This is a genomic window from Paucibacter sediminis (assembly GCF_030254645.1).
Lineage (GTDB): Bacteria > Pseudomonadota > Gammaproteobacteria > Burkholderiales > Burkholderiaceae_C > Paucibacter_B > Paucibacter_B sediminis.
Genome location: NZ_CP116346.1, coordinates 1,230,858 through 1,253,458, shown reverse-complemented (window position 1 = coordinate 1,253,458; position 22,601 = coordinate 1,230,858). Strand labels below are relative to the sequence as shown.

Genomic DNA, 22,601 nt, shown 5'->3' with positions numbered 1-22,601 from the left:
CTGCGGGGCCGCGGGGCTCGAGACCCGCGACCCTGCCTTCCTCATCTACTCGTTCAAGCCTCGACGATCATGCGCGTGCGCATCTCGAGGTGCAGCGCGTGGCAGAAGTGGGTGCAGTAGCACCAGAACACGCCCGGCTTGTCGGCCACGAAGGTGACCGAGGCCGTCTCCAGCGGGTTGACGATGAAGTTGACGTTGTACTTGGGGATGGCGAAGCCGTGCGTCAGATCCTCCACCTTGTCGAGGTTGGTGAGGATCAGCGTGACCTCGTCGCCCTTCTTGAGCTTGAACTCGCGCATGCTGAAGGCCGGGGCCTGCGAGGTCAGCTTGACGGTGACCTTCTTGCCATTGCGCGTCACGCCCGATTCCTTCGGGTCCTTCACCGCCAGCGGGAAGTCCTCCAGCGCGTAGACCTGCTTGGGCTTGACCAGATCGCGCTTGAAGATGATGAAGTCATGCGGTTCGCCGCGCACCGGGTGGTCGGCCAGCAGCACCATCTTCTCGCCCGAGATGTCGATCAGCTGCTCGTTCTCGGCGTGCAGCGGGCCGACGGGCAGGAAGCGGTCCTTGGAGAACTTGCAGCCCACCGCCAGGTACTTGCCGTCGGCGGCGCGCGTCTCGGACTGGCTGGCGTTCAGGTGGCCCGGCTGGTACTGCACGTCGATGCGGTCCACCACGTACTTGGCGCTCTTGTCGCCGGCGTGGAACTTGATCGCGGCCTCGACGTTCCACTTCACCACCTGGCTGTCCAGGAACAGCGTGGTGAAGGCATTGCCGCGGCCGTCGAAGGCGGTGTGCAAGGGGCCCAGGCCCAGCTCGACCTCGGCGACGATGGCCTTGTCGGGCGATTCCAGCTTGCCGTCGAAGTAGTCCAGCACCTTGGCCAGTTCGATCACCGTGGCGGTGGGCGAGAGCTTGCCGGCGCAGATGAAGTACTTGGTGTCGGGGCTGGCGTTCACGCCGTGCGGGTTCTTGGGGACGCTCACATAGGCGGTCAGCGCGGTCTTGGGATCCTTGTTGGATTCCAGGCGGCCGTCCACCACCGGCACCTTGGAGTCGCCATAGGTCTTGAACTTGCCGGCCTTGACGGCCTCCTCGATGCGGGCGATGTTGAAGAACAGGCAGGCGTCGCGTTCGGCCGACATCATGTCCTCGTACTTCACACCCATCTCGGTGTTGTACTGGTTGGTGGCGGCGAGCTTGCCGTCGTACGAGGTGGCGGTGAGGTCGCAGTTGCCGTCAATCAGCACCTGCCAGCGCACGTCCATGCTCTCGGCGTCCACGCAGGTGAACAGCGAGTGGTACTTCGTGCCGTCCTCGGTGCCCACCGTGTTGGGCAGGGGGATGGAGAACTCCGCGCCGCAGAACACGCGCGTGGTGTAGTTGATCTTCGGATCGACCGGGTCGGCCTTGTCCGGGAAGATGCCGTGGAAGCCCTGCACATTGGGCAGCTCGGTGATCTTGTCGCAGACGAAGTAGTCGAGCCGGATGCGCGCGATGCGGCTGTTGATCTTGTCGTTCACCCAGGCGTAGCGGCCGTCGTAGTTGCCGTCCTTGTAGGAGGCGTGCACGTGGTGGGTGTCGGCCACGGTGTAGCGCAGGCTGCCGTCGGCCTTGGTGCCCATCACCTTCTTGGATTCGTTGGTGATGCCCCAGCCCACCAGGGCGTCGGGGTTGAAGCAGGGAATGCGCAGCAGCTCGCGGCCCGAGGGCAGGCCCAGCACGCGCACGTCGCCGGTATGGCCGCCGCTCCACAGGCCGTAGTAGCTGTCCAGCTCGCCCGGCTTCAGGTGGGTGGCGTTGGCACCGCCGGCGCCATGCTGGGCGGTGGTGGCGGGGCCGCTGGCCGCGGCCGGGGCGGCGTCGCCCTTCTTGTCGGCACAGGCGGCAACGCCCAGGGTCAGGCCGGTGAGGGCCGCGGTGTTGATGAAGCGGCGGCGGCCCAGGATGGCGGGCTGCTCGTTGGAAACGGTGGTTTGTTCGTCTTTCATGTGCTGGCCTTGTAGGGTCGAAAAGTCCAGCGCATCGTCTTCACAAGCCCTCGCTCGCACCTTGAACCAGTTCAAGAAAAGCAGATAAGCGCAGAATCTGTATCTTGGATATAACAAATCACTGGCGCCGCGCGCCCGGACTGATCAGAATCGCGCCTGTTTCGATGTGGAACCTGCCCGCTGGGAGGATGAGTGCGATGAGCAAGAAGAGCTTTGTTTTCAGAACCGCCGTGATGGCCCTCGCCCTGGCCGGCCTCGCCGCCTGCGGCAAGCAGCAAGAGTCAGCGGCTCCCACGGCTGCGCCTGCCGCGCCCACGGCCGCCGCCTCGGTGGCAGCGGCCCCGGCCGAGAACGCGGTTGGCAAATCCACCTTCGGCAAGGTCTGCGCGATGTGCCATGCGGCCGGCGTGGCCGGCGCCCCCAAGCCCGGCGACAAGGCCGACTGGGGCCCGCGCATCGCCCAGGGCGAGGAAACGCTTTACAAGCATGCGCTGGAGGGCTTCACCGGCGCCAAGGGCATGATGCCGGCACGCGGCGGTGGCGCGGCGCTGAAGGACGAGGAAGTCAAGGCGGCCGTCGACTACATGGTGGCGCAGTCGCGCTGAACGGGCAGGCTTCAACGATGCTGAGCCGACGTGCGTTTGGCGCCGCCCTGCCGTTGCTGGCCACCGCGCTCTATCTGCGCCCGGCCCTGGCCGACCCGCAGGTGCAGCGCGCCTCGCGGCCGCTGATGGGCACGCAGCTGGACATCACCGTGCAGGCGGCGGATGCCGAGCAGCGCCGGTTGGCCCTGCAGGCCGCTTTTGCCGAGATGGAGCGCCTGGCCGGCATGATGAGCCGCTACCGCGCGGCCAGCCTGGTGGCGGCGCTGCAGCGCGCTGCCGGCCAAGACGAGGTGGCGGTGCCGGCCGAGATGTTCGCGGTGCTGCAGATGGCCAAGGCGATGGCGCGGCGCAGCGGCGGTGCCTTCGACCCCACCATCGGCGCGCTCGCCGAATGGAACTTCGACCCGGCCCGGCCCGCCATGCCCACGCCCGCGCAACTGGCGCGCGAGCTGCCCCTGGTGGACCACCGCGACCTGCTGCTGGACGAGCGCGCCATGACGGCGCGCCTGCGCCGCCCCGGCATGCGCCTGGACCTGGGCGGCATCGCCAAGCTGCCCATCCTGGCGGCCGGCATGCAGACCCTGCGTCGACATGGCATCGAGCACGCCATGCTCAATGGCGGCGGCGATGTGCTGGTGCGGGGCCAGCTGCAGGGGCGCGATTGGCGCATCGGCCTGCGCGACCCGCGCGCGCCGGCGCAGCTGCTGGGCACGCTGGCCCTCAGCGAGGGTTGGGTGGCCGCCTCGGGCGATTACGAGCGCTGCTTCGAGCGCGCCGGCCGCCGCTATCACCACATCCTCGATCCGCAGAGCGGCCAGCCCAGCCAGGGCCCGCATGGCGTGGTGCTGGTGGCGCGGCGCCTGGAAGCGATCAACGGCCTGGGTGCCGCCATCATGGTGGCGGGCGCCGAGGCCGGGCGCCGCTGGCTGGCGCAGACGCCCGAGGTCGATGCCCTGATCGCCGGGCGCGATGGCGGCCTGTGGCAGTCCGCCGGTATGGCGCGGCGGCTCGGGGCGGCATAATCTGCCCTTTCTCGCCAGCGGAGCGCATTCATCATGGCCTCGGTCAACAAAGTCATCCTCATCGGCAACCTGGGTCGCGATCCTGAGTTGCGCTACAACCCCAGCGGCGTGGCCTTCTGCACCATCAGCCTGGCCACCACCCGCACCTGGAAGAGCCGCGAGAGCGGCGAGCGCCAGGAAGAGACCGAATGGCACCGCGTCGTCTTCAACGACAAGCTGGCCGAGATCGTCGGCGAGTACTGCAAGAAGGGCCGTCCGCTCTATGTGGAAGGCCGCCTGCGCACCCGCAAGTGGCAGGACAAGGAAGGCAAGGACCAGTACACCACCGAAATCATTGCCGACCAGATGCAGCTGCTGGGCGGCCGTGAGGGCGGCGGCGACGAAGGTGGTGGCGGCGGTGGTGGTGGCTACAGCCGCCAGGCCCGCGGTGGCGCCGAGCGTGGTGGCGAGATGGGTAGCGGCGGCGAAGCCCGCGAGTCGCGCGCCCCGGCCGCCCGTGCCCCGGCGCCGCGCCCGGCACCGGCCCCCAAGCCCTCGACCGGCTTTGACGACATGGACGACGACATCCCGTTCTGACCCCGTCTGCCTGCTTCGGCCAGCCAGCCCAGCGCCCGTCCAGGGCCCTGGGCTTTTTTCTTGGCTTAGTTCCTGGGCCGTCCGCCCAGCACCCGTGCCGGCAGGAACAGCAGCGCGCGTATCAAGGCGAACACGGCCTCGAAGCCGATGCCTATCAGCCGGAAGGGCAGCGAGATCAGCCAGACCAGGGGCCACAACAGCAGCGCCAGCAAGGCCAGGGGCCAGCACAGCACCAGCAGGATGAGCCAGCCGGTCAGGGTCAGCAAGGCGTTCATGGCGGGGCTCCGGGCGGGGATGAAGTGCGTCGATTCTGCGCGGTGGGCGGCCGGATGCCACAGGCCATGCCCGGCCGGATGGCGGCGGCGCGTGAAAGCACCCATTGCCCGATCGCGGCCTGACCCTAGAATCGCCCCGAATTGCGCGGTCCGTCCGTCCATCTTTCCGGCCGCGCGAGGAAGAATCTCAAGGAGCTACCCCTATGAAGAACAAATTTGCCGCGCTGTCCGCTGGCCTCGCCCTGACCCTCAGCATGGGCCTGCTGGCCCCCGCCATGGCCGCCGGCCCGACGGGCCCGGATGCCGCCGCCGTGCAGACCGTGCGCGAGCAACTGCGCACCGACCGCAAGGCCTATGTGCTGAAGTCGCTGGCGCTGGACGAAGCCCAGGCCAAGGCCTTTGCCAAGGTCTACGACGCCTACGCCGCCGATCTCGCCAACCTGAGCCGCCAATCCACCCGCCTGTCGGTGGAGTTCATCGGTTTTGGCGACAAGCCCACCGACGCCCAGTCCAAGTACTTCGTCAAGGAGTACCTGGCCGTGGAAGACGCCGAGTTCAAGGTCTACCGCAAGTACCACCCGCGCATCGTCAAGGCCATCGGCCAGGCCGGCGCCGCACGTTTCCTGGCCACCGAGCGCCGCATCCGCGCGCTGCAGGAATTCGACCACTGGATGTGATGCCAGCGCGGCGGGCCCCGTGGGCCCGCAGCCCGCCCGCAAGAGGGCCCGCCCGGGCCGCTTGCGGGTTTCTTTTTTGTCGCTAGGGTTTCCACCCGCTGACCCGCACATGAGGGCCCGGTGATGCCCCGATTGATGTGTCATGCGCCCGATGCCATAGTGCCGGGCCGAGTGAACGCTGGTGAGGGTCTGTAGACTGGGCTCAGCGCTGAGAAGAAACCATAGGGATGCCGAGCTGACCATGCCGCCGATTTCGTTGTTGTCGTACGTGAAGAAGAGCCAGCACCGGGGCTTCACCCTGCTGGAGCTGCTGGTGGTGATGGTCATCATCGGCCTGCTGGCGGGCTATGTGGGCCCCAAGTTCTTTGGCCAGATCGGCAAGTCCGAGGTCAAGGCGGCCAAGGCGCAGATCGATGCGTTGCAGAAATCGCTGGACCAGTACCGCATCGACCTGGGCCATTACCCCAGCACCGAGCAGGGCCTGCAGGCCCTGGTGGTGAAGCCCGCCGACGAGCCGCGCTGGGCCGGCCCCTACCTCAGCAAGGCCGTCCCCAAGGACCCCTGGCACAACGAGTATCAATACCGCGCCCCGGGCGAGCATGGCGAATACGACCTGCTTTCCTTCGGCCGCGACGGCCGCCCCGGCGGTGAGGGCGAAGACGCCGATCTGGTGAGCTGGTAATCAACGCCGGTCACCTTCCGCCGATGCCCACCTTCGAGGCCCGTGTCTTCCATCCCGACCAAGGGGTGATGCAGCGCCGCGTCGAGGCCGCCGATCGGCAGGCCGTCGCCGCGGCCCTGGGCGTGCCGCCCCAGCATGTGCTGGAGGTGCGCGAGCTGGGGGGCGGAGCCACGCGCGCGGCGCGCCGCGGCGGCTTCAGGCGCAATGCCCGCTTTCCGCTGCAGCTCTTCAGCCAGGAGCTGGCGGTGCTGCTGGACGCCGGCATCAGCCTGCTGGAGGCTTTGAGCACGCTGCGCGAGAAAGAGGCCAGCGAGGGCGTGCGCCAGGCGCTGGACGGCGTGGCCGAGGCGGTGCAGCAGGGCCAGCCGCTCTCGGCGGCGCTGCGCCAGCATCCCGAGGCCTTCGACGAGCTGATCTGCGCCATCGTGGCGGCGAATGAAAAGACCGGCCAGCTGGCCGTGGCCCTGGCCCAGCATGCGCGCTACCTGGCCTGGGTGGAGAGCCTGCGTTCGCGCCTGATCGCCGCCTGCGTCTACCCGGCCATGCTGCTGGTGGTGGGCTCGGCGGTCATCATGTTCCTGCTGCTGTTCGTGCTGCCGCGCTTTGCCGGCATCCTCGATGGCCTCGGCAACGAGCTGCCCTGGGGCTCGCGCCTGCTCATCGGCTTTGGTCAGACCGCTGGCGCGCATCCCTGGCTGGTGCTGGGTGCGGTGTCGGGTCTTGCCCTGCTGGCGGTGGCGGTGTTGCGGCATCGCCCGCTGCGCGAGCGCGTGCAGGCCAGCCTCTGGACCTTCCCCGGCCTGGGCCCGCGCCTGCGCGTGCTGGCGCTGGCGCGGCTGTACCGCAGCATGGGCATGCTGCTGGCCTCGGGCGTGCCGGTGCTGCCGGCGCTGCGCATCGTGCAGGACGTGGTGGCCCTGCCCTGGCGGCCCGCGGTGGCGGCGGCGGCCGAGCAGATCGCGCGCGGCGAGCGTTTCTCGGACGCACTGGAGGCCCATGATCTGGCCACGCCGGTGGCGCGCCGCATGGTGCGGGTGGGCGAGCGCAGCGGCGAGCTGGCGGCGATGCTGGAGCGCGCCGCGGCCTTTCACGACGAAGAGGCAGTGCGCCTCACCGAGCTGCTGACGCGCGCCATCAACCCGGCGCTGATGTTGGTGATGGGCGTGCTGATCGGCGGCATCATCGTGCTGATGTACCTGCCTATTTTCCAATTGGTCGAGCAAGTCCAATGAGTGGCGATGTGACTTCCCTGGCCCATTGGCTGCCGGCCGAGCAGGCGCCCTGGCATCTCGATTTCGAGCGCTGGCCGCAGGCCCAGGCGCAGCGCTGGCGCGCCGTGCTGGCGGTCAACGCGCAGGGCCGCTGCACCCTGCTGGCGGATCGCGCCCTGGATGCGCTGCTGCTGCAAAGCGTGGAGTCGCGCCTGCAGCTGCCGGTGCGCTGGCGGGTCTGCGAGGCCGCGGCGGTGGAGCATTGGCTGGGCGCCGGCGAGGCCGACTTCCGCGCGCTCTCGGATGTGGACGAGGCCATGGCCGGCAGCGAGACGCATGCGGCCGATGCCGAGGAGCTCTCGGCGCTGCGCCTGTCGGAGCAGGTGAGCCCGGTGGTGCGCCTGCTCAACGCCACGCTCTACGACGCGCTGCAGGACGGCGCCAGCGATGTGCACATCGAATGCACGGCGCGCGGCGCGGTGATCCGTTTCCGCATCGACGGCGTGATGGCCCAGGTGCGCCAGGTGGACGGCGCGGCGGTGGCCGAGCAGCTGGTGTCGCGGCTCAAGGTGATGTCGGAGCTGGACATCGGCGAGCGCCGCCTGCCGCAGGACGGCCGCTTCAAGCTGAAGGTGCAGGGGCGCGAGATCGATTTCCGCCTCTCCATCATGCCCAGCGTGTTCGGCGAGGACGCGGTGGTGCGCGTGCTGGACCGCGCCCGCATCGAGAAAGAGAGCAGCGGCCAGCTGACGCTGGATGCGCTGGGTTTCGATGCCGAGGAGCGCGCCGCCATCCGCGCCCAGGCGCGCCAGCCGCATGGCATGCTGCTGGTGACCGGCCCCACCGGCAGCGGCAAGACCACCACGCTCTATGCCACCCTGGCCGAGATCCACACCGGCCAGGACAAGATCATCACCATCGAGGACCCGGTGGAGTACCAGCTGCCCGGCGTGGTGCAGATCCCGGTGAACGAGAAGAAGGGCCTGACCTTCTCGCGCGGCCTGCGCTCGATCCTGCGCCACGACCCGGACCGCGTGATGGTGGGCGAGATCCGCGATGCCGAGACCGCGCAGATCGCGGTGCAGGCCGCGCTCACCGGCCACCTGGTGTTCTCCACCGTGCATGCCAACAACGCCTTCGACGTGATCGGCCGCTTCATGCACATGGGGCTGGACCTTTACAACGTCGTCTCCGCGCTCAACGCGGTGCTGGCGCAGCGCCTGATGCGGCTGAACTGCCGGCATTGCGCACGGCCCTTCGTGCCCGACGTGGCCACCTTGGCGCGGCATGGCTTGAAGGCCGATGAGGGCACTTATATGAAGGGCGAGGGCTGCGGCCATTGCCGCGGCACCGGCTATCGCGGCCGGCGCGCGGTGGCCGAGCTGCTCAAGCTCGACGACGGCCTGCGCGACCTGATCGCCGCGCGCGCCCCGATGTCGCAGATCAAGGAAGCGGCGCGCAGCCGCGGCATGAAGCCGCTGCGCACGCTGGCGCTGCAGGCGGTGTGCCGCGGCGTCACCACCTTCGAGGAGCTGGAACGTGTCACCCTCGAGGAGTGAATCTTTCATGTCGACAGCCGCGCAACCCAGGGGTCAGGTTCTGCGTTGGCGGCGCGCGCTGCGCGCACGCCTGGCGCGGCCGCAGGCCCTGTGGCTGGATGCGCGCGGGCAGCTGCAGGGCAGCAGCCTGGCGGATTGGGCCGCCGCCCATGCCGGCGGCGCGCTGGAGCTGGTGGTGTCCGAGCATCTGCTGGCGCATCTGCTCAGCGAGCCCGGCCTGCCGCTGGCCGACGACGCGGCCATAGCCGCCTATGCGCGCCAGCTCTTCGGCCATTACTTTGGCGCCGCGGCGCAGCGCTGGGCGCTGGCGCCCTGGCAAGTGGGTGAGGCAGGGAATGGCGACAAGGGCGCCAAGGGCGCCAGCGCCCTGCAGGGCCTGGACTGGCCGGCCGCCCAGGCCAGCCTGGCGGCCCAGCAGGTGCGCGTGCTGAGCCTGCGCCCCGCCTGGGCCGCCGTCCTGCAGGCGCTGGCCCCGCAGGAGCCGCAATGGCTGCGCGCACCGCAGGCCGCGCTGGCCTGGGTGGAGGGCAGCCTGCTGACTTGGGCTGAGCTGCGCGAGGGCCGGTGCCAGGTCTTGCGCCATCAGCGCCTCGAAGCGGCCACGCCGGCCGCGCTGGGCGAGGCGCTGGCCGAACTTAGGCGCGAGGGCATGGAGGTCTTGCTGCTGGGCTATGGCCTGGCGGCGGGCACCGTGCCGGCCTGGCCGGGGGTGCGCGTGCTGGGCCGGCTCGACGGCAGCGCGCCCGAGCCCGACTGGCTGGCGCGGCCCGCACAGGCCTGGGCGCAGGCACCCAGGCCCGACTTCATCGCGCAGGGCCGGGCACATTCGCCGCTGGCCTGGCCGCTCGCCGCCACCGGCGCCCTGGTGCTGGCCGCGGCCGCCTGGGGCGCCTGGGACAGCCGGGCAGACATGCTGCAGGCGCAGAGCCGCCTGGCCAGCCTGCAGCACCAGCAGCGCGGCCTGCCCGCGGCCAAGGTCGCCGCCGTCGCGGTAGCCAGCCCCGGCCGCACCGATCCGCTCGAGCAGGAGCGCCAGCGCAGCCTGGCCGAGGTGCAGCGCCTGTTGGCGCAGCCCTGGGGGCATTTGCTCGCCAACGTCGAGCAGGCGGGCCTCACCGGCGCGCCCGGCGCGATCCACTGGCTGGGCCTGGACCTCAACGCCGGCCGCATGGAGCTGCGCCTGGAGGGCCTGGCCAGCGACAAGGCCGTGGCCCTGCAGCTGGTGGACCGCCTGAGCGCCGCGCCCGGCTGGAGCGAGGTGGTGCTGGGGCGCTTCCAGAACGGCAGCGAGGGCATGAGCGGGCAGCGCTTTGAGCTGGTGGCCAAGCTCAGGCCGGCGGCCCTGCAGGCCAGCCTGCCCGTGAAGGACAAGAAGCCATGAGGGCGCGCCTGAAATTGCATGCGCAGGCGCTGGGCTGGCCCGGCCTGCTGGGCCTGCTCCTGCTGCTGGCCGCGGCGGCGCTGGCGCTGGGCCTGACGCCGCGCTGGGAGGCGCAGGCGAGCCAATGGGAGGCCGAGGCCGGGCGCCTGCAGCGCCAGCTGCGCGCGCAGAAGCTGGCCGCTGCAGCCGCCACGCCCGGCGCCCAGGCCACGCTCACGCCGGCGCAATGGCAGCTGGGCCTGCCCTCCGGCGAGCAGCGCCAGCAGCGCCTGGCCGATCTGCTGGAACTGGGCCTGCGCCAGGGCCTGGTGAGTGTGCGCACCGAGCATCGCCTGACGGTGGATGTCAGCGCCGGCCTGGAGCGCCTGCGCATCACCATGCCGGTGCAGGGTGGCTATGCGCAGCTGCGCGGTTATATCGATGCGGCGCTGCTGCAGGACCCGGGGCTGAGCCTGGACAGCCTCAAGCTGCGCCGCGCCAATCCGCAGACGCCTGAGGTCGAGGCCGAGTTGCTGTGGTCGCTGCATGCGCGCCATGCGGCCGCGCCGGAGCAGGAGGCGCCGCGATGACGACGAGCAAGCAGGGTGTGAGCAAGCGTCAGCTGGCCCTGGCCGCGGCCCTGGCCGCCACCATCGCCGCGACGCTGTGGGCGGCGCAGAGCGAGGACGAAGAACCGGTGCAGGCCAGCGCCGGCGCGCGCCGTGCCGCCGCGCCAGCGGCTGCAGGTGCTAACCGTGTGGTGGCGCGTCCGTCCGTCGCGGCCAGCGCGCCGCTGCGCTTTGTGGCGCTGCAGCGCGCACCCTGGCCGGCGGTCAAGGACAGCGAGTTGGCGGCCTGGATGCCGCCGCCCCCACCGCCGCCTCCACCACCACCGCCCCCCGCGCCCCCGCCACCGCCGGTGGCGCCGGCCTTCCCTTACCAGCTGATCGGGCGGCTGGAGGAAGCGGGCGTGAGCCAGGTGTTCCTGGCCGGCCCGGCGCGCAGCCTGAACGTCCGTGCGGGCGAGGTGATCGACGGCCAATGGCGCGTCGAACGCATCGCCCCCACCGGCCTCCAACTCCTCTGGTTGCCCGCCAAGCTGCCAGTCAACGTCGCATTCCGACCCGCACCATGAAGCAGCGCATGCATCGCACCCTTGCCCAAGTCTCGTTGACGCTGATGTTCGCGCTGGCGGGCTGCGGCCACCCCGCGCTGCGCCAGGCCGACGAGCTGGCGCGCAGCAACCAGCTGCCGCAGGCCAACGCGGTGCTGCAGCAGGCGTTGCGCGAGGCGCCCCAGGACCATCAGCTGCGCGCGGCGCAGCTGCGCGTGGGCGAGCAGCTCAAGGCGCGCCTGCTGATGCAGATCGAGGGCGCACGCCTGGCCGCGCGCTGGGAGGAGGCGCGCGAGGCCCTGCAGCGCCTGCGCGAGCTCGACCCCAAGCATGCGCGGCTGGAGTGGTACGAGACCGAGATCGGGCGCGGCGCACGCCAGGAGGCGCTGCTGCTGCAAGGCCGTGCCGCCCTGCGCGAGGGCCAGCTGGAGCGCGCCGAGAGCGTGGCGCGCGGCATCCTGGCGGAGTCGCCCCAGCATCCCGGCGCGCGCCTGCTGCTGAGCCAGACCGCCCAGGCCCGGCCGCTGGAATACGCGAGCAGCGAGCTGGGCCCGGCCTTTCAGAAGCCGGTGACGCTGGAGTTCCGCGAGGCGCCGCTGCGCCAGGTGTTCGAGGCGCTGGCGCGCTCCAGCAACATCAACTTCGTGTTCGACAAGGATGTGCGCTCGGACGCCAAGGTGACGATCTTCCTGCGCAATGTCAGCCTGGACGAGGCCATGCGCGTGATCCTCTCCACCCAGCAGCTGGACCGCAAGCTGCTCAACGAGAGCTCGGTGATGATCTTCCCGGCCACCCAGGGCAAGCAGCGCGAGCACCAGGAACTGATCACCCGCACCCTCTACCTCACCAACGCCGATGTGAAGCAGGTGCAGGCGATGGTGCGCGCGATTGCCAAGGTGCGCGACATCCACATCGACGAGCGCCTCAACCTGATGGTGGTGCGCGACACCCCCGAGGTGCTGCGCCTGGTGGAGCGCCTGATCGCCTCGGTGGACCTGCCCGAGCCCGAGGTGATGCTGGAGGTGGAGGTGATGGAGCTGGCCACCGACCGCGTCGACCAGCTGGGCCTGCAATGGCCCGAGACCATCTCCTATGGCCTGCCCGGCGTGAACGGCCAGGTGCAGCTGGGCCAGCGCGACAGCTTCCGCGCCAGCATCGCCAACCCGGCCGTGGTGGCCACCATCAAGGGCACCTCGGGCAATACCAATCTGCTCGCCAATCCCAAGATCCGCGTGCGCAACCGCGACAAGGCCAAGGTGCTGATCGGCCAGAAGGTGCCGGTCTTCACCACCACCACCAACTTCAGCGTCAACTCCTCGGTGGCCGCCTCGGTCTCCTACCTGGACGTGGGGCTGAAGCTCGAGGTAGAGCCCACCATCCAGCTCGACAACGATGTGGCCATCAAGGTCAATCTGGAAGTCAGCAACCTGATCCGCCAGGTCACCGGCCCGGGCGGCACCACCGCCTACGAGATCGGCACGCGCCAGACCTCCACCACGCTGCGCCTGGCCGACGGCGAGACCCAGGTGCTGGCCGGCCTGATCAGCGACGAAGACCGCCGCAGCGCCACCGGCGTGCCGGGCCTGTCCAGCCTGCCGCTCTTGGGCAAGCTGTTCGGTGTGCAGACCGACAACCGCGCCAAGACCGAGGTGGTGCTGCTGATCACGCCGCGCATCGTGCGCAACCTGGCCCTGCCCGACGCCGGCCTGACGCAGCAGCCCGGCGGCACCGATGCTTCGCCGGGCGCCTTCAGCAGCCGGCTCAAGCCCACTGCACGGGTGGGCGTGGGCCTGTCGGGCGGTGCGCTCGCCGCGCCCCGGCCGCAGGCCGATGCGGCCGCCAATGCCGAGGTGCTGGTGAAGATGGACGTGACGCCGCAGGTGCCTGCCGGCGGCACGGTGTCGGTCACGCTCCGGCAGGAGAGTGCCCATGCGGTGAAGGGCGAGCTCGAGTTCGACCCCGCCAAGCTACAGCTGGCGCAGAACCTGCCGGGGGCCTCGCCCGGCCGGGCCAGCTTCGACCTGGCACCGCGCGGCGAGCGCGTGATCGTGCTGCGCGCCCTGCCGGCCGCGGCGGGCCAGCCGCTCAACATCGGCGTGGGCGGCCTGCAGGCCAGCGGCCTGAACGGCGAAAGCCCGCCGGTGCGGCTGGAAGGCTCGGGCCTGGTCGCCGTGGAAGCCGCCAAATAGGCCTATGCGCGCGCGCGGCTTCACGCTGATCGAAATGCTGGTGGTGCTGGCCATGCTCAGCGTGCTCGCGATGGCGGCGCGGCCGGTGCTGCTGCTGTCGGTGCAGCGCAGCCAGGAGTTCGCGCTGCGCGAGGCGCTGCGCACCCTGCGCGGCGCGCTCGATGCCTACAAGCGTGCCGTGGCCGAGGGGCACATCCCGCAAAGCCCGGAGGACAGTGGCTACCCGCCCGATCTGCAGGCCCTGGTGAAGGGCGTGCCCGATGCCAAGTCGGCGAGCGGTCGCAAGCTCTACTTCCTGCGCCGCCTGCCGCGCGACCCGCTGGCCGACCCGGCCCTGGCGCCCGAGGACAGCTGGGGCCTGCGCGCCGCCGACAGCCCGCCCGACGAACCGCGCGCCGGCCGCGATGTGTTCGATGTCTACTCCCGCTCCGAGCGCCGCGCGCTCGACGGCACGCTCTACAAGGACTGGTAGGCATGCGACAGCGCGGCTTCACCCTGATCGAGTTGATTGTCGTGATGGCGATCGTGGCCCTGCTCGCCAGCATCGCCGCGCCGCGCTACTTCAACAGCCTGCAGAAGTCGCGCGAGACGGCGCTGCGCACCTCGCTGAACGTGATGCGCGACGCCATCGACCAGTACGCGGCCGACAAGGGCCGTTACCCCGATTCGCTGCAGCAGCTGGCCGAGGCGCGCTATCTGCGCGAGATCCCCGAAGACCCGCTGCTGGGCCGGCGCGACGGCTGGGTCGAGCTGGGCCCGCCACCGGATGCGCAACTGAAGGGCCAGCTCTACGACCTGCGCAGCGGCGCGGCCGGGCGCGGCAGCGACGGGCGGCTGTATGCGGATTGGTGACGCGCGAGGCTTCACCTACCTCGGCATGCTGTTCTTCGTGGCCATCACCTCGGCCGCGTTGGCGGCGCTGGGCCAGCACTGGAGCACCGCGGCGCAGCGCGAACGCGAGCGCGAGCTGGAGTTCCGCGGCGGGGAGATCGCGCGTGCGATCGAGAGCTATCTGCTGGTCAGCCCGAGCCAGCCGCCGGTCTACCCGCATAGCTTCGACGAACTGCTGCGCGACGGCCGCGGCATCAAACCGCGCCACCATTTGCGGCGCCTCTATGTGGACCCGTTCACTGGCAAGCCGGACTGGGTGTTACTTGCGGCACCCACCGATCCGCGGGGGTTCGAGGGCGTGCGCAGCCGTTCGGAGCAGGCCTTGCTGCGGCAGCTCGGCGACACCGAGGGCGGCGCATCGCGCGCCAGCGACTGGCTCTTCAAACCCACGCCCACCCAGGCAAAACCTGACCCCGCCGCCAGCGCGGCATCGAGCCCGGGCCGCTGAGCGCTAGCGCGCGTTCGTGCCTACGGCGCTGTGGTTCTTCCCCGTGTTTACCCTCAATCCCCCTGATTCAAGGGCGGGGCAACTCAGTATGGGCATTGTCCGGGGCGCCATCAGAATCCGCCTCCTGACGCACGCGTTGTTGTTCGGCCTCATTTGAGTTCTCTGCGTTGGGCGGCCAGTGTGGCGCTTGCCTGGTATCCCCGGGTCGTAGTCGCCAGCCAAAAAAGAATCCGGGTGCAAGACACCAAAACATCATTGGTAACAAGAGAAGGGTTAGTTATGAAACAGTCGTTGATCAAATCCGCGCTGGCCTTGGCGGCGTTGTGCGGCGTGGCCGGCACGGCGAGCGCCAGTGTCATCACCTTTGATGGCCTGGAAAGCAGCCCCAACGCGCAGCTGATGCCGTTCTTGCTGCATGGCGACGAGTTCTATCAGTCGGGCTTCTGGATCGACCCCTTCTCCAACGCAGGCGGCGCGCAAGTGGGCGATCTGGTTGGCGCCATCGTTGATGGATCCAACCTGGGCGGCACCTGCCTGAGCGTGCTCTGCCCGAGCAACAACCAGACGAATTTCTTCACCGGCGTGAACGACGGCGTCCTGGCGCTAGGCCGCATGAACGGCGCGAACTTCCAGGTCAAGGGCTTCGATGCCAGCTTCGTCGGCAACGGCGATCCCTTGCCTGCCGTGGCGGGACTGCTTGAGCTGCAAGGGCACAAGGCTGACGGTTCTGGCTTTGCGATCGAACGCTACCAACTCGGTGGCACGGATGCACAGGGTGCGCTGAACTTCGGCCACTACAACCCGTCGGCAGCCTTTGCCGGCACTCAATTCGATTACGTTGTCGCGTTCACCTATGCCTGCAACGCTGCAGGCAGCTGCTCCCGATTCAGCACCGACCGCGGCCAGTTCGCGCTCGACAACCTCGATCTGATGGAAATTCCCGAGCCTGCCAGCCTGGCGCTGACCGCCCTGGCATTGGGCATGGCCGGCTTCGCACGCCGCCGCCGCTCGGCCTGAGCCCCAGCAACGCACAAAGGACTAGACACATCATGACGATGAAACTCAAGCCCGCAGCACTGGCGACCCTGGTGCTGCTGTCGAGCCTGGCCACCGCCGCCATGGCCCAGGAGCGCAAGACCTATCTGGTGCAGCTCAACAACGAGCCGGCCGCCACCTACCAGGGTGGTATCGAGGGCCTGGCCGCCACCCAGCCGGCCGCCGGCGAGACCTTCAAGTACGGTGCCGCTGCCGTGCAGGCCTATGTCAACTACCTGGGCCAGCAACAGAGCAATGTGATTGCGCTGGTGGGCAATGCCCCCGTGCTGAGCACCTACAAGACCGTCTTCAACGGTTTCTCCGCCCAACTCACCGATGCTGAGGTGCTGACGCTGAAGGCCAGCCCCTACGTGGTGGATGTGTTCGAGGATGTGCCGCGCCAGTTCGACACCATCAGCACCTCGAAGTTCCTGGGCCTGACGGCCCCGGGCGGCCTGTGGTCGCAGACGGTGGGTGGCAATGCCAACAATGGCGAGGGCATGGTGGTGGGTATCGTCGATGGCGGTATCTGGCCCGAGAACCCCGCGTTTTCAGACCGCGTGGATGGCAGCGGCGTGCCGACCTTTGGTGCCGGCACCCAGGTCTACGGCCCCCCGCCCGCCAGCTTCCTGGGCGGCTGCCAGGCCGGCGAGGGCTTCAACCCCGCTCTGCATTGCAACAACAAGCTGATCGGCGCCAAGTTCTACAACACCGCATTCAAGGCCAATCAGCCGGTGATGCACTGGACGGACTTCGACTCGCCGCGCGACTCGGCTTCCGGCCCCAACGGCCATGGCGGCCACGGCGACCACACCGCCTCCACCGCGGCCGGCAACGGCGGCGCCACCGCCATCGTCTCGGGCATCCCGATGGGCACGGCCAGCGGCATGGCTCCGCGGGCCCGCGTGGCCGCATACAAGGTCTGCTGGACCTTCCCGAATCCCGCAGCCACCGACGGCACCGGCAGCCAGAACACCTGCTACAGCACCGACTCGGTGAAGGCCATCGACGACGCCGTCAACGACGGCGTGAACGTCATCAACTTCTCGATCAGCGGCTCGCAGACCTCGGTCAACGATCCGGTCGAGCAGGCCTTCTACCGCGCCTCGCTGGCCGGCGTGTTCGTGGCCGCCTCGGCCGGCAACAGCGGCCCGGCCAACCAGGTGGCCCACATCAGCCCCTGGCTGACCACGGTGGCGGCCTCCACGCATGACCGCAACCTGCAGGCCGACGCGACGCTCGGCAACGCTGCCCTGTATTCGGGTGCCTCGCTCAACACCACGCCGGTGGCCTCCACGCCGCTGATCCGCGCCGAAGACGCCGGCGTCGCGGGTGCCAGCGCCAACCTGAAGCTGTGCTTCAGCAACCCGCTGGAACTCGACCCGGCCAAGGTGGCAGGCAAGATCGTGGTCTGCACGCGCGGCACCAATGCCCGCGTCGACAAGAGCTTTGCCGTGCTGCAGGCCGGCGGCGTCGGCATGATTCTGGCCGACAACGGCGCAGGCCTGGTGGCCGAGGCGCATTCGGTGCCCAGCATCCATGTGAGCCAGGCCGATGGCAACGCCATCAAGACCTATGCCCAGACGGCCGGTGCCACCGCCGCTATCGGTGCCTTCTACGCCGGCGTGAAGCCCGCGCCCATCATGGCCGGCTTCTCCTCGCGCGGCCCCAACCAGGGCGACAGCAACATCCTCAAGCCCGATCTGACCGCGCCCGGCGTGGATGTGATCGCCAGCGTGACGGCGGATCTGACCCAGCCGCAGCGCGACGCGGTGGCCAACGGCACGCTGGTGCCGCCGCCGGCCTGGGCTTCGTACCAGGGCACCTCGATGTCCAGCCCCCATGTGGCCGGCCTGGCCCTGCTGCTGAAGCAGGCGCACCCGACCTGGTCGCCCGCGGCGATCAAGTCGGCCCTGATGACCACCAGCTACTCGACCCTGAACGACGGCCTGGCCGCCGAGCAGAACGGCCTGCTGCCCTGGGCCCAGGGTGCCGGCCATGTGGCGCCCAACAAGGCCACCGATCCGGGCCTGGTGTATGACGCTGGCAAGGTCGACTATGTGCGCTACCAGTGCAAGGTCAACAAGGCAGCGGTGCAGCCGGCCTCGGACTGCACCACCTACGGCACGCTGGACGAGACCTACAACCTCAACCTGCCGTCCATCACGGTGGCGAACGTGCTGGGAACGGCGACCGTCACGCGTCGCGTCACCAATGTGGGCAGCAGCGCCGCGACCTACACGGCAACGGCCACGGTGCCTGGCTTCACCACGGTGGTGACGCCCAGCACGCTGACCCTGAACCCGGGTGAGACCAAGAGCTTCACCGTCAAGCTGACCAGCGCTGGCGCGGCCACCAATGTGTGGCAGTTCGGTGCCCTGAGCTGGACCGATGGCAGCCATGTGGTGCGCAGCCCGATCCAGGCGCGCGTCGGCAAGCCCGTCGTCGCCCCCGCCAACCTGGCCTTCACCACCGCATCGGGCAGCAAGCTGATCACGGTGAAGACCGGCTTCACCGGCCGCATGGGTTCGGGCGTGGGCGGTCTGTCGCCCGTGACCATGGGTGCACCGGCCACGCTGACCCCGGGCGCGATGTCGTCTGCGCAGCTGAAGACGGCCTGCCAGGCCGGTGCTGACCTGCCCAATGTGAAGGTCTACCCGATCGCCGTGCCCGCCAACACCATCGTGATGCGCGCAGCCCTGCGTCAGGTGGACGTGAGTGGCGCTGGTGACGACAACGACCTGGGCATCCTGGCGCCGGACGGCACCTGGGCCTACTCCGGCAATGACGGCTCCAACGAGGCGGCACAGATCGTCGGCCCGGCGGCTGGCAACTACCGTGTCTGCGTGGTGGCTTACGGCGGCGGCGCTGCGATGACGCACAGCCTCTCGAGCTGGGTGGTCAAGGCCGGCGACACCGGCGGCAGCTTCCGCGCCCTGCTGCCCAGCACGGTCTACGGCGGCAGCAGTGCCACCGTGGGTCTGAGCTGGTCGGGCCTGGCCGCGAGCGGCCGCTACCTCGGTGGCGTGCAGTTCAAGGACCTGAGCGCCGTGACGCAGGCCATCACGGTGGTGCGCGTCGAGACCAATGGCGGCCTGCCGCTGAGCGAACCTGCCGAAACGAGCGCCTACAAGCTGGTGCCCCTGGGCAACTAAGGCAAGGGGCCTCAGCCCCGCCAAGGCCGCAACCCGCAAGGGTTGCGGCCTTTTTCATTGCCCCGCGCTCTTATTGCGCGCTGGCAGCGCCCGCGCCGCCGCCAGGCAGCAGGCTGCAACGCCCAGCCTGGCAGCTCGCCCCCGGATCGGTGACCAGCCGGCAGTCCGACACCATGCCGCTGCGCAGGTTCTCGGCCCGGCGCGCGGCCGCATGTTGTTCGATCAGGCCCTGCAGCCGCGCTTCGTCGCTGCGCTTGCTGGACCAGGCCAGATAGGCCTCCGGGCCGCCACAGGACTTGTGGCCCACCGCGATGCTGCGGCATTGCTGCGGCGCGTCGCAGGCGGCATCGCCGATCTCGGCCCTGATGTCCTTCAGCAGCGTGGCGCTGTCCTTGGCCTCCATCTTGGGCGCGCTGTTGCAGGCCGCGGTGGCGAGGGTCAGCAGGGTCATGCCGACGAGGCGCAAGAGGGTGTTGGGTGTGCTCATGGCCCATCCTCGCGCCTTCCAGGGTCGCCGGCAAGCGGGAATAAAAAACGGCGCCCGAAGGCGCCGTCGTGGCTGGAGGGCTGATCAGCCCGCAGCTCAGAACTTCATGGTGCCGCCCACGAAGAAGGAGCGGCCGAACACGTCGTAGTAGCCCGGGATGGTGTCCAGTGCCTGCGTGCCCGAGTAGCCCGATGCGAAGATCGGCGGCTTCTTGTCGAACAGGTTGGTCACGCCGGCGTACAGCTCGGTCTTCTTGTTCAGGCTGTAGCCCAGGCGCAGGTTGTGGTACGTGTGCGCACCGACCATGGGGAAGCCATCGGCGGCCGAGCCCACGCCCATATCGGTACGGCCGATGTGGCGCATGTTCCAGTTCGCCTTGAAGGCGCCGAACTTCCAGCCCACGTTGACCGCGCCGGTGAACTTCACATAACCCTGCAGCGAGGTGGTACCACCGGCCTGACCCAGCAGGTCCACCGGATCTTCGCCGGCCAGCGGCACGAACGAGGCCTTGTCGTAGACGGTGGCGATGGCGCTCAGGTCGAAGTCACCGTAGCTGCCGGTCTTGAAGTTGTAGTGCACGTCGATGTCCACGCCGCTGACATCCAGCGAGGCGACGTTCTGCAGCTGCTCGTTGACCGACTTCAGCACGTAGTTCGCGCCGGGCAGCAGCGGGTGGGTGCCACGGGTCTTGGAATCGCACAGGAAGCGATTCGGCGTGTCGTAGCACAGGTTCACCGCGGTGCCGCGGTCCACGGTGGCGATCTGGTCCTTCACCTTGATGGTGAAGCGGTCGATCGCCAGCGTGAAGCCCTTCAGCATGCTGGGCTGGAACACCAGGCCGTAGGTCAGCGTGGTGCCGATCTCCGGGTTCAGGTTGGCATTGCCGCCCGACAGGCCTTCCACGCTCTGCTCGATGATCTGGCCGGGGTTGTAGTCGGCCGGCACACCGTCGGCCGCGCAGTTGGCGGCGCGCGTCGGGTTGGCATTGCGACGGCTGGCCGTGCAGGGATCGTTGACCACACCGAAGGTCTGGCCCACGCCCGACAGCTCGCCCGGCACCGGGGTGCGCACCGAGCGTGCCTTCTTGGCGCGGAAACGCAGGCCGTCGGTCGGCTCCCATTCGCCGCCCATGATCCAGGTGTTGTAGCTCTTGCCGCTGCTGCTGGAGTGGCGATAGGCGCCCTCGGCGTTCAGCATGTTGATGAAGGGCTTGTCGGCCAGCAGGGGCACCTGGATCTCGCCGAAGATCTCGCGCGTCTTGATCTTGATGTAGTCGGTGTCGCCGATCTGGTTGCCGGTCACGGTGCCCTGGTTGATCTGGGTGTCGTGATCCAGGCCGCCGTACAGCGAGCGGACCTCGGCACCGACGACGGTGCGCACATCGCCGGCGGGCAGCTTGAAGGCCGAGCCGCTCAGCGAAACGACGCTGTCGTTCAGGCTCTGCTTGCCGATCGAGGTGGTGCCCACGGTGAGGTACTTGGACATCTCCGCGGTGTAGGGCGCGAACGGGTTGATCGGCACGCAGCCCATGGCGCGCGCGGTGGCGCTCGAGCACTGGTACTTGCCCGAGCCGGGTGCGGTTTCTTCCACGCGCAGACCGTCATACAGCTGCTGCAGGCCCACCGAGCCCTCGGTGCCCAGGATGGTCTTGGTGGTGCCGAAGGTGTGGTTGGCTTCCCAGCGCCAGTCGCTGCCAAAGCCCATCAGGCTGTCCAGCTCGCCCTTCACGCCGATCACGGCGCGCGCCATGTCGCGGTCGCTGCTGGCGCCGCGGTTGCCGCCCACGGTCTCCGACGAGAAGCGCTGCCACCAGGTCATTTCCGTGGCCTTGGCCGCCACCATGGCCGCCTTCAGGGCCGCGGGGATGAAGGGGTTGTTGAGCGGGATCGACGCCTCGGTCTCGCCGCCGACGAGGTTGGCGCTCGACTGGAAGGGGTTGCCCTCGAAGCTCGAGTCGATCGAGGTCGATGCGTAGTTGAACTCACCAAAGGCGGTGACATTGGGCGCGAGCTTGTACTCGATGTCGCCGGCCATCACGACGCGCTTGGTCGGGATGGCCAGGTCGCGCTGGGCGTTGCGGTTGTAGCCGTCGACGGCGGTGGAGAAGGGGATCAGCTTGCCGCTGGCGTCGAGGAAGGAGCCGTTGCGCTGCGTGTAGCTCTTGCCGTCGCCGGGGAAGAAGCGGCCGGCCAGGGGCACGCCGGAGCGCGCCACCGGGCCCTTGCGGAAATCGTCCGGCGCGGGCCAGAACACGTCGTCGTCGCAGAGCTCGCGGTCCTTGCAGCTGACGTGGCCGTCCTTGTGGAATTCCATCGTCAGCAGCGCGCGGCCGTTGCCGCCCAGCTTGCTGCCGAACATCACATGGGCCTGGGTGCTCTTGTTGTCGCCGCGCTCGGTCTCGCCGTACTGCACGCCGACCTCGACGCCTTCGAAGCTCTTCTTCGTGATGATGTTGATCACGCCGGCCATGGCGTCGGCGCCATAGATGGCCGAGGCGCCGCCGGTGATGGTCTCAACGCGCTCGATATTGGCAAAGGGGATCGAGTTGAAATCGACGCCCGTGCTGGTGCTCGAGCCGCCGGGGACGCGGCGGCCGTTGATCAGCACCAGGGTCGACTGCGAGCCGAGGTTGCGCAGATTGGTCAGCTGCAGGCCGGAGGAGCTGACGCCCGAGAAGGTCGACTGCGTGCGCGAGGCGCCGAAGGCCGGCGTGAACTGCGGCAGCTGCGTCGCCATGTCGGCGAAGTTGGTCAGGCCCAGGTTGGCCATGGTCTCGGTGCTCACCGACATCACGGGCGTGGTGCCTTCCAGATTCGGGCGCACGATGCGCGAACCGGTGATGACGATGGCTTCCATCTTCTCGACCTTGGTGTCGGTCGACTGGGCGTGGGCGGGCATGGCGAACGGCAGCATGCCGGTGGCCAGCAGCGCAATGGCGCCGCTGACGCGGGATCGTTTAAACATGGGTTCTCCTAGATGATGGCTTTTGACCAGACGTGCATGTCGCTGGCCGCTTGAGTACGCGGCTTGTTGTTACGTCCAGATGCACCGGCCGCAGTCTTGGGGATGTGCTTGGTCACGGCAATGTGACGAAAGGCCCCCCGTGTCAGCGTCGCAACGTGACCAAACGCCTTGGTGCGCAATGCGCTTAGGTAATTACCCTTGGGCTAAGCGACGAAAAATGCGGCCGATTTCGCCGTCGGCCCCATGCCTCGGGGGCTGGTGCTCGGTCGGGCCGCGCCGCGCGCCCGTTCCGTGAGGGGATGAGAAAAGTTAGGGTGATGAATGGCACTCCATGGCGCCGCCGCGGATGTGCTTTGCCAA

Annotated in this window: 20 protein-coding genes; 16 read left to right on the top strand and 4 right to left on the bottom strand. The window is 69.1% G+C overall.

All coding sequences use genetic code 11. The features are described from left to right. Nucleotides 1–53 precede the first annotated feature (53 nt). The gene (gene nosZ / locus PFX98_RS05690; RefSeq protein ID WP_285234203.1) at nucleotides 54–1,991 is read right to left on the bottom strand and encodes a TAT-dependent nitrous-oxide reductase; all 1,938 of its coding nucleotides are present in this window, start codon (nucleotides 1,989–1,991) and stop codon (nucleotides 54–56) included. Between the two features lie 197 nt (nucleotides 1,992–2,188). Between nosZ and PFX98_RS05685 the strand changes: the two genes are divergently transcribed. The 3 genes from PFX98_RS05685 to ssb are packed head-to-tail and all read left to right on the top strand — an operon-like array spanning nucleotide 2,189 to nucleotide 4,194. Continuing rightward, complete coding sequence (locus PFX98_RS05685) at nucleotides 2,189–2,596, top strand: c-type cytochrome (RefSeq protein WP_285234202.1); 408 nt, start codon at nucleotides 2,189–2,191, stop codon at nucleotides 2,594–2,596. Between the two features lie 17 nt (nucleotides 2,597–2,613). Beyond that, complete coding sequence (locus PFX98_RS05680; RefSeq protein ID WP_285234201.1) at nucleotides 2,614–3,618, top strand: FAD:protein FMN transferase; 1,005 nt, start codon at nucleotides 2,614–2,616, stop codon at nucleotides 3,616–3,618. A gap of 33 nt (nucleotides 3,619–3,651) precedes the next feature. Continuing rightward, entirely contained in the window at nucleotides 3,652–4,194 is a 543-nt protein-coding gene (gene ssb / locus PFX98_RS05675) for a single-stranded DNA-binding protein (RefSeq protein WP_285234200.1), read from the top strand. Nucleotides 4,195–4,259: 65 nt separating this feature from the next. On the opposite strand, the gene PFX98_RS05670 is transcribed toward ssb, so the two are convergent. Then, nucleotides 4,260–4,469, bottom strand: a complete 210-nt coding sequence (locus PFX98_RS05670) for a hypothetical protein (RefSeq protein WP_285234199.1) — start codon at nucleotides 4,467–4,469, stop codon at nucleotides 4,260–4,262. A gap of 203 nt (nucleotides 4,470–4,672) precedes the next feature. On the opposite strand from PFX98_RS05670, the gene PFX98_RS05665 reads away from it, so the two are divergent. From PFX98_RS05665 to PFX98_RS05605, 13 genes are all read left to right on the top strand, one after another. Further along, entirely contained in the window at nucleotides 4,673–5,146 is a 474-nt protein-coding gene (locus PFX98_RS05665) for a hypothetical protein (RefSeq protein ID WP_285234198.1), read from the top strand. 259 nt (nucleotides 5,147–5,405) lie between these two features. Beyond that, a complete protein-coding gene (gene gspG, locus PFX98_RS05660) occupies nucleotides 5,406–5,828 on the top strand; it encodes a type II secretion system major pseudopilin GspG (protein WP_425334667.1) in 423 nt (140 codons plus the stop codon). A gap of 23 nt (nucleotides 5,829–5,851) precedes the next feature. After that, nucleotides 5,852–7,060: a type II secretion system F family protein gene (locus tag PFX98_RS05655; protein ID WP_285234196.1), complete on the top strand. Its 1,209-nt coding sequence runs from the start codon at nucleotides 5,852–5,854 to the stop codon at nucleotides 7,058–7,060. An 8-nt stretch (nucleotides 7,061–7,068) separates the two neighbouring features. Then, a complete protein-coding gene (locus PFX98_RS05650; RefSeq protein WP_285234195.1) occupies nucleotides 7,069–8,598 on the top strand; it encodes a GspE/PulE family protein in 1,530 nt (509 codons plus the stop codon). A gap of 7 nt (nucleotides 8,599–8,605) precedes the next feature. Then, a complete protein-coding gene (locus tag PFX98_RS05645) occupies nucleotides 8,606–9,979 on the top strand; it encodes a hypothetical protein (RefSeq protein ID WP_285234194.1) in 1,374 nt (457 codons plus the stop codon). Then, complete coding sequence (locus PFX98_RS05640) at nucleotides 9,976–10,548, top strand: hypothetical protein (protein ID WP_285234193.1); 573 nt, start codon at nucleotides 9,976–9,978, stop codon at nucleotides 10,546–10,548. The genes PFX98_RS05645 and PFX98_RS05640 overlap by 4 nt, the downstream gene beginning before the upstream one ends. Continuing rightward, nucleotides 10,545–11,093, top strand: a complete 549-nt coding sequence (locus PFX98_RS05635) for a hypothetical protein (RefSeq protein WP_285234192.1) — start codon at nucleotides 10,545–10,547, stop codon at nucleotides 11,091–11,093. Before PFX98_RS05640 ends, PFX98_RS05635 begins: the two co-directional genes overlap by 4 nt. 8 nt (nucleotides 11,094–11,101) lie before the next feature. Next, nucleotides 11,102–13,261 (top strand): secretin N-terminal domain-containing protein, encoded by a 2,160-nt coding sequence (locus tag PFX98_RS05630; protein ID WP_285234191.1) that lies wholly within the window; start codon nucleotides 11,102–11,104, stop codon nucleotides 13,259–13,261. A 4-nt stretch (nucleotides 13,262–13,265) separates the two neighbouring features. Continuing rightward, a complete protein-coding gene (locus PFX98_RS05625) occupies nucleotides 13,266–13,733 on the top strand; it encodes a type II secretion system protein (protein ID WP_285234190.1) in 468 nt (155 codons plus the stop codon). 2 nt (nucleotides 13,734–13,735) lie between these two features. Further along, on the top strand, nucleotides 13,736–14,113 hold the full coding sequence (locus PFX98_RS05620; protein ID WP_285234189.1) for a type II secretion system protein: 378 nt from the start codon (nucleotides 13,736–13,738) through the stop codon (nucleotides 14,111–14,113). Beyond that, on the top strand, nucleotides 14,100–14,600 hold the full coding sequence (locus PFX98_RS05615; protein WP_285234188.1) for a type II secretion system protein: 501 nt from the start codon (nucleotides 14,100–14,102) through the stop codon (nucleotides 14,598–14,600). Before PFX98_RS05620 ends, PFX98_RS05615 begins: the two co-directional genes overlap by 14 nt. A 279-nt stretch (nucleotides 14,601–14,879) precedes the next feature. Beyond that, nucleotides 14,880–15,617, top strand: coding sequence for an NF038120 family PEP-CTERM protein (locus PFX98_RS05610; protein WP_285234187.1), 738 nt, complete (start codon nucleotides 14,880–14,882; stop codon nucleotides 15,615–15,617). Nucleotides 15,618–15,649: 32 nt separating this feature from the next. Next, the gene (locus PFX98_RS05605; RefSeq protein WP_285234186.1) at nucleotides 15,650–18,790 is read left to right on the top strand and encodes a S8 family peptidase; all 3,141 of its coding nucleotides are present in this window, start codon (nucleotides 15,650–15,652) and stop codon (nucleotides 18,788–18,790) included. Nucleotides 18,791–18,860: 70 nt separating this feature from the next. Here the strand turns inward: PFX98_RS05605 and PFX98_RS05600 are convergent, their stop codons facing one another. Both PFX98_RS05600 and PFX98_RS05595 read right to left on the bottom strand, forming a co-directional pair. Further along, entirely contained in the window at nucleotides 18,861–19,277 is a 417-nt protein-coding gene (locus tag PFX98_RS05600; RefSeq protein ID WP_285234185.1) for a hypothetical protein, read from the bottom strand. Between the two features lie 96 nt (nucleotides 19,278–19,373). Then, nucleotides 19,374–22,241 (bottom strand): TonB-dependent receptor domain-containing protein, encoded by a 2,868-nt coding sequence (locus tag PFX98_RS05595; RefSeq protein ID WP_285234184.1) that lies wholly within the window; start codon nucleotides 22,239–22,241, stop codon nucleotides 19,374–19,376. Nucleotides 22,242–22,601 lie beyond the last annotated feature (360 nt).

Bases quoted from the DNA above. Each gene is read 5' to 3' on its own strand.
- PFX98_RS05615 (WP_285234188.1), top strand. From the start codon at position 14,100: ATGCGGATTGGTGACGCGCGAGGCTTCACCTACCTCGGCATGCTGTTC.
- PFX98_RS05655 (WP_285234196.1), top strand. From the start codon at position 5,852: ATGCCCACCTTCGAGGCCCGTGTCTTCCATCCCGACCAAGGGGTGATG.
- PFX98_RS05680 (WP_285234201.1), top strand. From the start codon at position 2,614: ATGCTGAGCCGACGTGCGTTTGGCGCCGCCCTGCCGTTGCTGGCCACC.
- ssb (WP_285234200.1), top strand. From the start codon at position 3,652: ATGGCCTCGGTCAACAAAGTCATCCTCATCGGCAACCTGGGTCGCGAT.
- PFX98_RS05595 (WP_285234184.1), bottom strand. From the start codon at position 22,241: ATGTTTAAACGATCCCGCGTCAGCGGCGCCATTGCGCTGCTGGCCACC.
- PFX98_RS05670 (WP_285234199.1), bottom strand. From the start codon at position 4,469: ATGAACGCCTTGCTGACCCTGACCGGCTGGCTCATCCTGCTGGTGCTG.
- PFX98_RS05630 (WP_285234191.1), top strand. From the start codon at position 11,102: ATGCATCGCACCCTTGCCCAAGTCTCGTTGACGCTGATGTTCGCGCTG.
- PFX98_RS05665 (WP_285234198.1), top strand. From the start codon at position 4,673: ATGAAGAACAAATTTGCCGCGCTGTCCGCTGGCCTCGCCCTGACCCTC.
- PFX98_RS05640 (WP_285234193.1), top strand. From the start codon at position 9,976: ATGAGGGCGCGCCTGAAATTGCATGCGCAGGCGCTGGGCTGGCCCGGC.
- PFX98_RS05635 (WP_285234192.1), top strand. From the start codon at position 10,545: ATGACGACGAGCAAGCAGGGTGTGAGCAAGCGTCAGCTGGCCCTGGCC.
- nosZ (WP_285234203.1), bottom strand. From the start codon at position 1,991: ATGAAAGACGAACAAACCACCGTTTCCAACGAGCAGCCCGCCATCCTG.
- PFX98_RS05645 (WP_285234194.1), top strand. From the start codon at position 8,606: ATGTCGACAGCCGCGCAACCCAGGGGTCAGGTTCTGCGTTGGCGGCGC.
- PFX98_RS05600 (WP_285234185.1), bottom strand. From the start codon at position 19,277: ATGAGCACACCCAACACCCTCTTGCGCCTCGTCGGCATGACCCTGCTG.
- PFX98_RS05610 (WP_285234187.1), top strand. From the start codon at position 14,880: ATGAAACAGTCGTTGATCAAATCCGCGCTGGCCTTGGCGGCGTTGTGC.
- PFX98_RS05605 (WP_285234186.1), top strand. From the start codon at position 15,650: ATGACGATGAAACTCAAGCCCGCAGCACTGGCGACCCTGGTGCTGCTG.
- PFX98_RS05685 (WP_285234202.1), top strand. From the start codon at position 2,189: ATGAGCAAGAAGAGCTTTGTTTTCAGAACCGCCGTGATGGCCCTCGCC.
- PFX98_RS05620 (WP_285234189.1), top strand. From the start codon at position 13,736: ATGCGACAGCGCGGCTTCACCCTGATCGAGTTGATTGTCGTGATGGCG.
- PFX98_RS05625 (WP_285234190.1), top strand. From the start codon at position 13,266: ATGCGCGCGCGCGGCTTCACGCTGATCGAAATGCTGGTGGTGCTGGCC.